This is a genomic window from Legionella pneumophila subsp. pascullei (assembly GCF_900637585.1).
GTDB classification, from domain to species: Bacteria; Pseudomonadota; Gammaproteobacteria; order Legionellales; family Legionellaceae; genus Legionella; species Legionella pascullei.
In genome coordinates this window covers 3319426-3332982 of sequence record NZ_LR134380.1, presented here as the reverse complement: position 1 = coordinate 3332982, position 13557 = coordinate 3319426, and the positions used below count along the sequence as shown (strand labels likewise).

Here is a 13557-nt window from a genome sequence, read left to right as displayed (position 1 = left end):
CCAAATTAACTGGCTACAGTTTGTTTACTTATCACTTCGGCAGCGAGAACCATATAGGCTGCTGCACCCGGTGAGGATTTATCATATTGCAAAGCCGGCATTCCATGACTTGGCGCTTCAGCCAGTCTTACATTGCGTGGTACAACAGTCCTATAAACCTTTGCAGGGAAATGCTCTAATAACTGCTTGGATACTTCGGCACATAATCTGTTGCGTGCATCATACATGGTACGAAGGACGCCCTCGATATGCAAACGTGAATTCACTGTCGATTTCACTTGCTCGATGGTTGATAACAAGGCAGCCAATCCTTCCAAAGCATAGTATTCACACTGCATGGGTATCAAAACGGAGTCAGCAGCGACAAAGGCGTTAATAGTCAATGTATTCAAAGCAGGAGGGCAGTCAATTAAAATAAAATCATAATTGGACTGGATAGGTTGTAATGCTTTGAATAAGAAAGTTTCCCGATGATTGCGCTCCATCAGGCTGACTTCTGCAACAGTCAAATCTTCGTTACCGGGAATTAAATCATATCCACAAGTTGTAGCAAGGCATGCCTGCTCAGCCAGGCAATCACGTAACAAGACATCATTGGTTGTGTGAACCAACTGCCTTTTATCTACCCCACTACCCATCGTTGCATTACCCTGAGGATCTAAATCGATCAGCAAAACTTGCTGTTTGGATGCGGCAAGAGATGCAGATAAATTGATGGCTGTGGTTGTTTTACCTACTCCACCTTTTTGATTGGCAATGGCTATGACTTTCGCCATAATTATTCCTTGTTCGTGTTGTTAATAAGCACGCAGCAACGCTCTCCCTCGATACCGGGGACAGAATATCTCTCAACTCGGTATTGTTGATGAATCGGAACCAATTCAGTATCCGGAAACCGCCCTTTCATGGCTAACCAAAAACCATCTTGAGCGACAAGATGTTGAGTCCATTTTATCATTTGTTCGAGACTGCTGAATGCTCTGCTTATTACTGTATCAAAACCTTGGTTTGGGTGGTAGTTCTCTACTCGAATTTGTATCGGTTCAATATTTTTTAAATTGAGTTGACGTTTTACTTCATTGAGAAAATTAACTTTTTTCCCATTACTGTCCAATAATACAAATTGCAGGTCAGGTTTGGCAATAGCCAAAGGTATACCCGGTAACCCAGGTCCAGTACCCACATCGATAATATGATTTCCTTTTATCCAGGGTAAAACAGCCAGGCTGTCGAACAGGTGCTTGCTGACCATGGTTTCAATATCGCGTATTGCGGTGAGATTATATGTTTTATTCCATTTATTGAGCAGGAGCAAAAAATGCAACAAGAGATCGCCGATAGAATCCAGTTTAAACGTTGCTAAACCTTCTTCGAGTAACAATCTTATTTTTGTGTTATCTGTCATACTGGAAGCCGGCTCTTTTTCAGATGAACAAGTAAAAGAGAGAGGGCTGCAGGTGTTACGCCAGAAATCCGCCCGGCTTGAGCCAAGGAAGTTGGTTTAATCCGGTTTAATTTTTGAATGACTTCACTTGATAAACCAACGACGTCATTATAATCCAAAGTCTCTGGGAGCAAGGTATTTTCATGCTTGCGCAATTTCTCAATTTCTTGTTGCTGCCTGTCTATATACCCTGCGTATTTATTCTGAATTTCAATTTGCTCTGTTATTTCTTGTGGCAATTCAGGCAAATTCAAATCATCCATCATTAAAAGGTGCTGGTAGTTAATCTCTGGTCGCTTCAAAAATTCAACAGCGCGGCAATCGTGCTGCATGGGATTAAGCAGGGTTTCTTTAAACAGATCATTATGATGGACTCTCACCCAGCTGTTGTATAACAAAGTTTGAGTGGATTCAATCGCTTCACGCTTTTTGGAAAAGCTGTCCCATCGTGCATCACCTACGAGGCCAAGTTGTCGACCTTTCTCAGTCAGCCTTAAATCGGCATTATCTTCACGTAATAGCAAACGATATTCTGCTCTTGAAGTAAACATTCTATAGGGTTCTTGCGTCCCGCAAGTAATCAAATCATCTATAAGTACACCTATGTAGGCCTCATCTCTGCGCGGACACCACAACTCTTGGTCCTTGACTTGTAAGGCAGCGTTCATGCCCGCAATAATTCCTTGTGCTGCCGCTTCCTCATATCCGGTTGTGCCATTGATTTGCCCGGCAAAAAACAAATTAGGAATTGCTTTGGTTTGCAAAAATGAGGTTAATCCACGCGGATCAAAATAATCATACTCGATGGCGTAGCCTGGTCTGGTGATGTGGGCATTTTCAAAACCTTTAATGGTGCGCACAAATTGTACTTGTACCTCGAAGGGAAGGCTGGTAGAAATTCCATTAGGGTATATTTCTTCAGTTGTCAAACCTTCCGGTTCCACAAAAATCTGGTGAGATGTTTTGTCAGCAAAGCGAACAATTTTGTCTTCTATCGAAGGGCAATAACGAGGTCCAACTCCTTCAATCACTCCGGCATACATTGGTGATTTATCCAAATTGTTTCTTATTATGTCATGAGTTGCTTCTGTAGTATGTGTAATATGGCATGGTACTTGTTGAGGATGGTCGCTTGCCGTTCCCAAGTAGGAAAATACTGGAACCGGGGTATCACCTGGTTGTTCTACCATCTGGCTAAAATCAATAGTTCGTCTATCAATTCGAGGAGGAGTTCCTGTTTTCAAACGCCCTACCGGTAAATCCAAATCGCGCAAGCTTTTAGATAACGCTATGGATGGGGGATCCCCTGCTCTGCCTCCTGCGTATTGGTTCATACCGACATGAATCTTGCCACCCAGAAAAGTCCCTACTGTTAATACAACAGCACGAGCCTTGAGAGTGAGCCCCATTTGGGTTACGACACCTGTAACCAGCCCGCCTTCCATTTTCAAATCATCAACAGCTTGTTGAAATATGGTTAAGTTAGCCTGTGATTGCAATTGCGTGCGAATGGCTTTTCTGTATAAAACGCGATCAGCTTGTGCTCGGGTGGCTCGAACTGCAGGTCCTTTTGAGGCATTAAGAATTCGAAATTGAATCCCAGCCTGATCGGCGGCTTTAGCCATTGCTCCGTCAAGGGCATCAATTTCTTTCACCAGGTGACCTTTACCAATGCCGCCTATGGCTGGATTGCAGGACATTTGTCCAAGCAAGTCTATGTTATGGGTCAATAACAAGGTTTTTACACCCAGGCGTGCTGCTGCAAGTGCTGCTTCTGTACCAGCATGCCCTCCGCCAACGACTATGACATCATATAATTGTTCAAGATTCATGTTTAACCATTAGTTATGCCAAAATTCTAAATTGGATTTTTGGATCTTTTGCAGAACGATCAAAGCCAATATATATAAAAAAATGTGCAATTATACACTTTTTTGGCAATTGTCCCAAGATGTAATAAAGATTATGCTCTGGGATTATTTTTACTACTTAACAACAGGGGTTGACTACTCGTATCTCCCAGCAGGTCAAGCTTGTCCTTTTCTTTTTCCTGTGTTTTTGCAACGACGGTATCTAAAAGAGGTTTTTTCTCTTTAGGCTGAAAGAACCCTTGCTTTGGTTTGGAAGGTTTATTCCAATTATCTGGGTCTTTACAAAAAGCCTCATATTCTTTTTTATCAAAGGCTTTGACTTCATTTTTCGCAGGTTTGAAAGCAGTATTAATCATTAAGTTGGTTGCCAAGGCAACACCAATTGTGGCGCCCAGGACGGCAAATCCAATTCCTAACGGTAAAAAAACAAAGCTGGCAAAAACAACGGCTGGTATAAACGATTCCAAAATCACCGAGCGTAGCAAATGCATGGTTTGAAAAACAACCATCTGTTTCTGGTATTCTGTTTCTGCCTTTAATTTTTTGATTTCAAGGAAGAGAAATTTTTTTTCATCATCATCCAGAGCGGGATTTTTTTTCAATAAGAGTTTAAATAATTCAACCTTGTCATCATATCCCTCTTTTGCTTCCTTGGCAGAGCAATGTGCTTTATAGACTTCCATGCCGCCTTTCACTCCATTGTAAATTACGGTAAAAGCCAGGCAAAGCACAGCGCCTGTTATAGTGATTGCCAGTAAAGCCGGTCCGGAGATAGGGAAGAAAGGGGCAGCCAGTAATGCAAAAGCGAGCATGAGTCCGACAGCGTAAGCTATACCGGTGTATAAACTGACTTTTTGCAGGTCCCAATTTCTTTCAGATTCTTTTTGCGCTCGCATTAAACCTTGCAATTGCAATTCGTATTCTTTTATTCTTCTGAGCTTTTCATGCTCTTTTCCGGGTTCTTCTTCTGCCTTGCTGATTAACCGCTTTAATTTTTTAATGTCTTCCTCATACGCTAACATTTCTTTGTAGTGGCGAGTTTTTTGCTCTTCGTAATCCCAAATAGCCAGGCTGATGTCAAAGACTAGCAGTGCTAAAGTCAATACATCACCCCAGGTTCCAAGAGCTCCCTTGCCAGTAAGCCAGAAAAAGCAAATTAAGTTTCCTGTTGCCCAGACAGAGTCATTAAGTAAGGTGAATTTTCTTTGATCCCACTGGGTGAGGAATCGTTCTGTCCAGGGTGTCCTTTTTTCCCTCTCGCTCATCCATGGGCCACTAATCGTGTGTTTGAGTAACAAAAACATATTGAGGGAAAAGCGAAAATAATACAAAGCCCAACTCAGGGTCCCAGTATAGGGGTCGGGTGCTTTGACTACTTGGGTTGCCTGACCGACATTGAAAAAATCATCCGGTAATGCAGCGAGTATCACTTTAAGCAAGCTGGATGCCCAAACCCAATATAAACGCTTTTCATTAAACCAGCCCATTGATTCTTTGATGGTTTTGGTTTTGCGATCCATGGAGTCGACTATCATCTCTGCCAGTTCTTTACCCAGAAAAATGCTCAAGTATTTTACTGGATAACCATCGCTGGCATAGCCATGTTCTGGAGAGGGCGCTCTTTTTTGTTCTTTGCAGACTTGATTATAATTGAGGTAGTCTATCAGTTCTTCACATCGTTTAATGTGCTGCGCATAGGTTTTTATGTTTTCATATTTCTGATGTTCTTCTTCGTATTTTTTTTGCGTGAGTAAAAGTAAGTAGGCAACTTGTAAGTCTCGTATCACTTTCTTCTTGTTTTCTTCACTCATATAGCGAAGCATGACTTCATCAGTATTTTCTATAATGGGCAGATAAAAACTCAGTGGCGCTAGAAAATCGCCTCCTTTGGCTTTGCTATTGTATTCAAGAAGTTCTTCTACTTTGTCTTCATAGCGTAGTTCAGATTTCTCATCTGTTTGGATGGTTTTCAAGTAAGATTGAAGAATTAAACTACTGGTTGCCATAAAGTCATCTCTATTTTAATTTTTGTTAATTACCTATATAAATGATACTATAAAAAGTAAGATTGTTCTTTTTTATAACACAATATTTATTTTAGGTACAAGATGAATGCGATTGGCTTTACAGTATTGATACTAAAATTTGCAGGAATAGGGGTAAGTCGATTTGCAGGTTACACAAGAAATCTAATCATGATGAACTGAATCAAGAGGACTATTTTAAATAGACATCACTCTGCCAGTTCAACTTCCTTTCTTAAATAAATATCATCGAAGCGTTTGATGTCGTCTTCGCCTAGATAAGAACCACTCTGTACTTCGATAACATAAAGCGGTTCCTTGTGCGGATTACTTAATCGATGCAAAGTGTTTTTCGGAATGTAGGTGGATTGGTTTTTTGATAATATGAACGTATGGTTTCCATTAACTACCTCTGCTTCACCGCCAACGATAACCCAATGTTCAGCCCGATGCTGATGTGTTTGTAAAGAGAGTTTTGCACCAGGTTTAACCATAAGGCGTTTTACTTTAAATGAGGCGCCTTCAGCCAGCACTTCATAATATCCCCATGGTCTGGGAACGCGTTGGTGATCTTGAGTTAAATGCGGATGATCTTTACGTAAGGAGTGAACCAAATCTTTCACTTGTTGCGAATAGCGCTTATCAGCAACTAATACTGCATCACTGGTTGCAACGATAATTTGATCCTGAATCCCAACGGTTGTGACTAACAAATCTTCACTATTAATGAGACAATTGTGACTGTCTTGAGCGATGACATTACCAATGAGAGTATTGCCTTGCTCGTCTTGTTTGTTCGCGTCAGCAACAGCGGTCCAGCAGCCCAGATCACTCCATTGTATGGAAATGGGTATTACAACGGCCTTATCTGTTTTTTCCATTATGGCATAGTCAATAGACTCTTCTTTACATTGAGAAAAACAATCCAGGTCAAGACGCAAAAAATCATGATGATGTTGGGCAAGGGTAAGTGCTTTTTGACTGAATTGGTAGATTTCAGCTTCAAATTGTTCTAACTCCTCAAGATAAACCCCTGCACGACAAATGAACATGCCGCTATTCCAAAAATAATTCCCGTTACTGACAAATTGCGCAGCAGTTTGAGCGTCTGGTTTTTCTCTAAAACTCAAAACGTGCTTTATGTCTTTGGATAGAGTATGACCGGCCTCAATATAACCATACCCGGTTTTGGGGCTATCAGGCTTTATGCCAAATGTCACTATCGCTTTGTTTTCTGAGGCAAATTGTCCTCCTTCTAACATGGCTGCCAGCCATGTGTCATCATCGGCTATCCAGTGATCCGAGGGTAAGACCAGCATGACTGCATCCTTTCCTACTGTATTTGCTAAATAATGGGCTGCACAAGCTATTGCCGGGGCTGTATTTCTTGCACAAGGCTCAAGCAAGTAAGTGGTTTGGACGTTAAAATCTTGCAATTGATCCTGACAGATAAAGTAATGAGCATCATTGCTTACGATAATGGTTTGATGACCAGGCAATCCCATTGCTCTTTTCATGGTTTGTTGAATTAAAGACAATTCGCCATTTAATTTTAAAAATTGTTTGGGGAAATTTTGTCTTGATAAAGGCCATAGTCGAGTGCCAGAGCCCCCGGCTAGAATTATTGGATAAAGAGGAGTCGTCATCACATTCCATATTGTGGCATAATTGGCCTGCATTTTAGCAGGAATTTTTAAGAGCAAGCAATTGTTCCAATTTTTTGAGGTTTTGCATTATGAAAAAAGCTGTCGTCTTGCTTTCTGGCGGTTTGGATTCAACGACTTGTCTGGCGTTGGCTAAATCTCAGGGGTTTGCTTGTTATGCATTAAGTTTTTCTTATGGCCAGAGGCATTCCGCAGAACTGTGTGCTGCAACGCGAATAGTGAAGCATATGAAAGTGGCTGAACATAAAATTGTTACCCTGGATACCGCTTTATTTGGTGGGTCCGCTTTGACTGATTCATCTATTGAAGTACCTGAATTCAAAGAAAGTACAGAAATACCTGTCACCTATGTTCCTGCCCGGAATACTATTTTTTTGGCTATGGCTTTAGGCTATGCCGAATCGATTGATGCAAGAGATATCTTTATAGGTGCCAGTTCTGTTGATTATTCTCATTATCCTGATTGTCGCCCAGAGTTTATTCAATCTTTTCAAACTCTGGCAAATTTGGCGACGAAAGCAGGGATTGAAGGCGATCGCTTTACTATCCATGCTCCTCTGCAACATCTCAGTAAAGTTCAGACTATTCAATTAGGTATCGAGCTTGGTGTTGATTACGGATTAACAGTTTCCTGTTATCAAGCGAATGAAGCAGGAGAAGCTTGTGGACAGTGTGACAGCTGCACTTTTAGAAAGCGGGGTTTTAAGAGTGCTGGAGTAGACGATCCCACTCGATATCAAAAATATGTTCATATTTAACCCATACAGTTAAATTAATGATATAATCCCTGAAATTTTGGTTTGGAGTTTTTTATGTGGGATAAAATCAAAGAATGGTATAAAAATAACAAGAGCTATTTGACAATGCTCTTGATTGGATCGGCTATTGTTGGCCTGGGTGTTACTTTCCTGGCTCTGCTCTTCCCACCGGTTTTGGCGGCATTTGCAAGCATAAGTATTTTTGGAATGGCGCCATTGGCCTTTTTAACGTCATTACATCTTCCTCTCGCGGTGCTGACCCTTGGCTGTATTGTCACTGGCGCTGCTTTTGGAACAATTTTAGGTGGCCTGGTGGCATGGAAACAATCTATTAGTATTGCCAAACATGTGTATTCATACTTTGGTCATACGCAAGAACATCAAATCGAGATCAATGAAGAGGATACTTACCGTTATTTAATGGATCATTTGGAGAGAGAACCCGATGAATCCTGTGAAGTCGAGGTGGATGAAGAATTTAACGATTATACTTCTAGTGATTCTACTGAAGACAGGCCAAATCCATTGAGTTTTTCGACCGATTCAAACCCTCATGCTCCTGATGCAGGTTATGAAATGAGAGAACTAAGAATCTAAAAATTTATAAATTTTATTGTAATCGTAGCATAAATTTTATTGAGATGAAGACAATAAAATGAACTTACTTTACACTTTTGTAACAACATATTGCACACAATTAATTCACATTTAGGAAATGGGTTGCTACAATCTGCTCCGATTTATAACCTTGGAGTAAAAAAATGACATTGAAACAATTTGCAACTGGCGTATTTTATTTGCCAGCAGCCGTTTTTTCTGGTTTAACTAACCTATTTTTAGGTTCTTATGCAAAAGACAAACGCGGTAACTATATTCAAGATGAAGAAGGTAACTATGTAAGAAACCGTGGTTTGATTGGTTTGACTCTGGATGCTGTTAAATACTTGGGAACCAGCGTTGCCAATTTCATTTCTAATCACCAAAAAGCAATTTCAGTGGCATTTTGGTCTTCTTTAGTTGTTGCAGGTGCTGTTGCTTTAACAGTTGCTTTCTGGCCTGCTGCTTTGGCTGCTGTGGTTAATTTCTCTGTTTTTGGTGTTTCAATCGCTTCAGTAGTTGGTGCTGGCTACGCTGCTCAAGTTGCTGCTACAGCTGGTGTTGCTGCTGCTTTAACCACTACTGGCGTTTATCTTGGCGCTACCGTTGTTAATGCCTTCAACGCATTAAGAGAGTGCATCTCTAACTTGCGTAGCAAAAAGCCTTCTGACAACCCAGAATTTAAGCCCGTTAACGATGAGACCTTTGATGAAGTACGTAGAAACCAATTCAGTGGTTTGAACAAAGGTTCTCAGCAAGAAGCACCAAAACTTTCCAGTTCAAGCTCTGAAGACGAAGAGCCTGTTCATACTTCTAATGTATTTGTACAACCCAAGGATGTTGCTCCTGAAGTGGTTGAGAACCCAACTTCCAACATATCTCTCACTGGCTCCAAGTAATATCAAAGTATTACAAGCAAGTGGTAATTAAAAAACGCGGCTTTAGCCGCGTTTTTTTATGTTTCCCCCCAGCGTTTCACCAATCCACAATCCAAATCAAACAAATCGAGTACTCTTCCAACCGTATCATTAATTACATCGTCTATGTTTTGCGGGTGATTATAAAAAGCGGGTACTGGAGGACAGATAATGCCTCCCATTTGTGTAATACAGACCATATTGTTCAGATGAACAAGATGCAAAGGCGTTTCCCTCGGTAAGAGCACCAGTTTTCTGCGCTCTTTAAGAACGACATCAGCCGCCCGGGTTAACAGGTTGCTGCTGATTCCATGCGCAATTTCGCCTAAGGTTTTCATGGAACAAGGCGCGATGATCATGCCCAAAGTTTTAAATGAGCCACTGGCAATGGATGCAGTCAGATCAGTGCAGGGATGATAGACATCTGCTAAGGCTTTGAGTTCAGCAGCACTAATATCTGTTTCATAAGCACGGGTCAGTTGCCCTGCTTTACTGATGACCAAATGCGTTTCTATAGGTAATTTTTGCAAGACTTGTAATAGTCTAATCCCATAGATTATGCCTGATGAGCCACTGATGCCTATGATAAGTCTTGGGTTGTTGACCATGTGTATTCACTCGTTGAAAATTTAATTTGATCAGGATTTACGAAAAACCCCAATCACTTTGTTAAAAAATTTTTTAATTCAGTCATTTAGTATATCTAAACTCCCTCATTACAAACATTTTTTGCCTTGACTTTGAGGTCTTTCGTAATCCCTTTGATATTAGCAAATTATAAGAGAATAAGTAGTAATTAAATTACCAGAACGTTCCAGCAAAATTTAACGCCCAATAGATAACCACTAATAAAAACCTGTTTTCTGTTGCAGCATTTCAATTGTCTTTGCGTTATAATTAGCCGCTTTATTATAGGTGATGAGTATTCTATAACTATGACTAGTAAACGAAAAATGTTGGTGACCAGTGCCTTACCTTATGCTAACGGGCATTTGCATTTGGGGCATTTGGTTGAGCATATTCAAACAGATATCTGGGTCCGTACTCACAAAATGTTGGGTATTCAATGTATTAGCGTTTGTGGGGATGACGCACATGGAACTCCCATTATGCTCAAGGCAGAGCAACTGGGAATTACTCCAGAGGCATTAACTGCCGAAATCAAATTAAGTCATGAAAAGGATTTTAAAGCGTTCGCTATTGATTATGATTATTACCATACCACGCATTCACCTGAAAATCAGGCATTGGCAACTATTATATTTGAACGATTGCAAGCAGGCGGTGATATCGTTAAGAAAACAATTCGCCAATTTTATGATCCTGTAAAGCAAATGTTTTTACCGGATAGGTATGTGAAGGGAACTTGCCCCAAATGTGCTGCTGTAGATCAGTATGGTGATAATTGCGAAGTTTGTGGTGCCACTTATTCGCCGACAGATTTGATTAACCCAGTTTCTGTCATATCGGGTGCCAGTCCCGTAGAAAAAGAATCAGAGCACTATTTTTTTGATTTGCCTCGTTATGAAGAGTTACTTAAGGACTGGACAAGAAAAGGACATTTACAAACTGAAGTAACGAATAAGCTTAGTGAGTGGTTTGACGCAGGTCTAAAGCAGTGGGATATTTCTCGCGATGCGCCTTATTTTGGATTCCCTATTCCAGGAGTCCCCGATAAATATTTTTACGTTTGGTTAGATGCTCCCATAGGCTATATGGCAAGCTTTAAAAAGTATTGCGATGAGCGTGGCGTTTCTTTTGATGAGTTTTGGGATAAGGATTCAAAAGCAGAATTATACCATTTTGTGGGCAAAGATATTGTTTATTTTCATGCTTTGTTCTGGCCAGCCATGTTGGCTGCCAGCGGTTTCAGGACACCTACTGCCGTGTATACCCATGGATTTTTAACGGTTGAAGGGCAGAAAATGTCCAAATCACGCGGTACTTTTATTGAAGCCCGCGCTTATCTGGCTCACTTGCATCCTGAATATCTGCGTTATTATTTCGCTGCCAAATTGAATGGACGCGTAGATGATTTGGATTTGAATTTTGATGATTTTGTCAATAGAGTGAATGCTGATCTGGTCGGGAAGGTAGTGAATATTGCAAGTCGATGCGCTGGTTTTATTAATAAGCGCTTTGATAATCGTTTGAGTCAAGAGTTAAGTGATCCGAAACTATACAAAGAGTTACTGGGTGCTAGAGAGTCTGTGATTGACGCATTTGTTTCAAGAGATTATGCACGGGCGATACGACAAATCATGGATTGTGCCGACAAAGTCAATCAATACATCGATGCCAATAAACCCTGGGTATTGGCTAAAGATGAAAGTAAATTAGAGGAAGTCCATGCGATATGTACAATGGGGATCAATTTATTCCGCATTTTAATAACCTATTTAAAACCAGTCTTGCCGATGATGGCCAAAGCGTCAGAAGAATTTTTAAATTCAGAGCCTTTAAATTGGAATTCTGTCGATACTCCTTTGCTAAACCATCGTATCAACACCTTTAAGCCTTTGATGGTCAGAGTAGAAAAAGAAAAAATTGAAGCAATGTTGGTTCAAAGTAAGGAATCCCTGGCGACTTCTCCGGCAAAAGAAAATACCTCGGTTGAGAGAGATAACTTAATCAGTATCGAGGACTTTGCCAAAGTGGATTTACGGATTGCAAAAATTGTCAATGCTGAGCCTGTGGAAGGAGCTGATAAATTAATGCGCTTGAGTTTAGACTTGGGTGATACTCAAAAACAGGTTTTTGCCGGAATAAAAAAGGCTTATGATGCCGAAGAATTGATTGGGCGTTTGACAGTAATGGTTGCTAATCTGGAGCCCCGCACTATGCGTTTTGGCGTTTCTGAAGGCATGGTATTGGCGGCAGGGGATGGCCAGGGAATTTATTTACTACAACCTGATGCAGGAGCACTTCCTGGTATGAAGGTGAAGTAATGGCTTCTGTTAAAGAAATTGATGCGTTATTGCCGCAAACCCAGTGTGGGGAATGTGGCTATGCAGGTTGTCTGCCTTATGCCGAAGCGCTTGCCCAAGGGGTGGCTCCAATTAATAAATGTCCACCTGGCGGTGTAGAAACTGTAAAAGCTTTGGGAAAATTACTGCATGTTGATTCGTCTCCTTATTTGAAGGAAGCAATAGAAAGTACTCGAGCTCCCTCAGTTGCTGTTATCAACGAGGAAGAATGCATCGGTTGTACTAAATGCATCAAAGCATGTCCTGTGGATGCAATTATTGGTAGTGGTAAATTAATGCACGCCATTATTACTCATGAGTGTACCGGATGCGGTTTGTGTGTGGACCCTTGTCCTGTTGATTGCATCGAGATGGTTAGTTTGCCTGCGACTGGATATGATAAGGATTTGGCTCGTCAGCGTTATAATGCCAAACAAATGCGCCAGTTGCGTGATGAGCATGAAAAACAGCAAATATACAGGGAAAGAAAGAAACTTTCAGATCATACTCAAGACGTACAGGCAAAACAAAGTTATATTCTTCAGGCTCTGGCTCGGGTAAAAGCGAAAAAAACCTATGAATAAACAAAAGGTGCGAGAAATTTTCAAACGTTTGCAAAAACAAAACCCTCATCCTACAACTGAATTGAAATATAGTACCCCTTTTGAGCTATTAATTGCCGTCATGCTTTCAGCCCAGGCAACAGACGTCAGTGTGAACAAAGCAACAGCTCAACTATTCCAAGTGGCCAATACCCCACGAACCTTACTGGATTTGGGATTAGACAGGGTAAAAGAGTACATTAAATCCATAGGCCTTTATAACAGCAAAGCACAAAATATCATGAAAACCTGTGAAATACTGATTGGTCAGCATGAAGGACAAGTTCCTAAGCAGCGAGAGGCGTTGGAAGCATTGCCTGGTGTGGGCCGAAAAACTGCAAATGTGGTTTTGAATACAGCATTTGGTCAGCCAACTATAGCTGTTGATACGCATATTTTCAGAGTAGCTAATCGGATCGGAATAGCGAAGGGTAATACGCCTCTGGCGGTTGAGCAGGAGTTACTAAAAAAGGTGCCCCATGAATTTTTACATGATGCTCATCACTGGTTAATATTACATGGCCGTTATGTCTGTACAGCACGTAAACCACATTGCAGGACTTGCATCATCGAAGATCTTTGCGAATATACAAACAAGAATTTGCTTTAAGAATAAGTCCATAATGAAGCAAAGTTAAAACAGAAAAGTTCAATTGACCATCAGCTCTTATAAAATATTTCAATAAAGTTCAAGAAAAGCGCTTTTTCCCTCTG

Annotated in this window: 12 protein-coding genes; 6 read left to right on the top strand and 6 right to left on the bottom strand. The window is 40.8% G+C overall.

The genetic code is table 11. The annotated features are described in order from the left end of the window. Positions 1–5: 5 nt before the first annotated feature. From EL201_RS14975 to EL201_RS14955, 5 genes are all read right to left on the bottom strand, one after another. The gene (locus EL201_RS14975) at positions 6–776 is read right to left on the bottom strand and encodes a ParA family protein (RefSeq protein ID WP_010948577.1); all 771 of its coding nucleotides are present in this window, start codon (positions 774–776) and stop codon (positions 6–8) included. Between the two features lie 2 nt (positions 777–778). Further along, positions 779–1405, bottom strand: coding sequence for a 16S rRNA (guanine(527)-N(7))-methyltransferase RsmG (rsmG, locus tag EL201_RS14970; RefSeq protein WP_027223006.1), 627 nt, complete (start codon positions 1403–1405; stop codon positions 779–781). Beyond that, positions 1402–3276 carry a tRNA uridine-5-carboxymethylaminomethyl(34) synthesis enzyme MnmG gene (mnmG, locus tag EL201_RS14965; RefSeq protein ID WP_027223005.1) on the bottom strand — a complete coding sequence of 625 codons (1875 nt, stop codon included), beginning with the start codon at positions 3274–3276 and terminating at the stop codon, positions 1402–1404. The genes rsmG and mnmG overlap by 4 nt, the downstream gene beginning before the upstream one ends. A gap of 131 nt (positions 3277–3407) precedes the next feature. Beyond that, positions 3408–5321 carry a lpg2888 family Dot/Icm T4SS effector gene (locus EL201_RS14960; RefSeq protein WP_027223004.1) on the bottom strand — a complete coding sequence of 638 codons (1914 nt, stop codon included), beginning with the start codon at positions 5319–5321 and terminating at the stop codon, positions 3408–3410. Positions 5322–5548: 227 nt separating this feature from the next. Further along, complete coding sequence (locus EL201_RS14955; RefSeq protein ID WP_027223003.1) at positions 5549–6985, bottom strand: mannose-1-phosphate guanylyltransferase/mannose-6-phosphate isomerase; 1437 nt, start codon at positions 6983–6985, stop codon at positions 5549–5551. 89 nt (positions 6986–7074) lie between these two features. On the opposite strand from EL201_RS14955, the gene queC reads away from it, so the two are divergent. The 3 genes from queC to EL201_RS14940 all read left to right on the top strand — a co-directional run bounded on the left by queC (position 7075) and on the right by EL201_RS14940 (position 9257). Continuing rightward, positions 7075–7761, top strand: a complete 687-nt coding sequence (gene queC, locus EL201_RS14950) for a 7-cyano-7-deazaguanine synthase QueC (protein WP_027223002.1) — start codon at positions 7075–7077, stop codon at positions 7759–7761. Positions 7762–7803: 42 nt separating this feature from the next. Beyond that, positions 7804–8358, top strand: coding sequence for a hypothetical protein (locus tag EL201_RS14945; protein ID WP_080273186.1), 555 nt, complete (start codon positions 7804–7806; stop codon positions 8356–8358). A gap of 164 nt (positions 8359–8522) precedes the next feature. Continuing rightward, entirely contained in the window at positions 8523–9257 is a 735-nt protein-coding gene (locus tag EL201_RS14940; protein ID WP_027223000.1) for a hypothetical protein, read from the top strand. Positions 9258–9313: 56 nt separating this feature from the next. Here EL201_RS14940 and EL201_RS14935 read toward each other — a convergent pair whose 3' ends face one another. Continuing rightward, positions 9314–9883, bottom strand: a complete 570-nt coding sequence (locus EL201_RS14935; RefSeq protein ID WP_027222999.1) for a UbiX family flavin prenyltransferase — start codon at positions 9881–9883, stop codon at positions 9314–9316. A gap of 327 nt (positions 9884–10210) precedes the next feature. Between EL201_RS14935 and metG the strand changes: the two genes are divergently transcribed. The 3 genes from metG to nth are packed head-to-tail and all read left to right on the top strand — an operon-like array spanning position 10211 to position 13453. Further along, positions 10211–12223, top strand: coding sequence for a methionine--tRNA ligase (gene metG, locus EL201_RS14930; protein WP_027222998.1), 2013 nt, complete (start codon positions 10211–10213; stop codon positions 12221–12223). Beyond that, positions 12223–12825, top strand: coding sequence for an RnfABCDGE type electron transport complex subunit B (locus tag EL201_RS14925; protein WP_027222997.1), 603 nt, complete (start codon positions 12223–12225; stop codon positions 12823–12825). Before metG ends, EL201_RS14925 begins: the two co-directional genes overlap by 1 nt. Beyond that, positions 12818–13453 (top strand): endonuclease III, encoded by a 636-nt coding sequence (gene nth / locus EL201_RS14920; protein ID WP_027222996.1) that lies wholly within the window; start codon positions 12818–12820, stop codon positions 13451–13453. Before EL201_RS14925 ends, nth begins: the two co-directional genes overlap by 8 nt. The last annotated feature ends 104 nt before the right edge of the window (positions 13454–13557 follow it).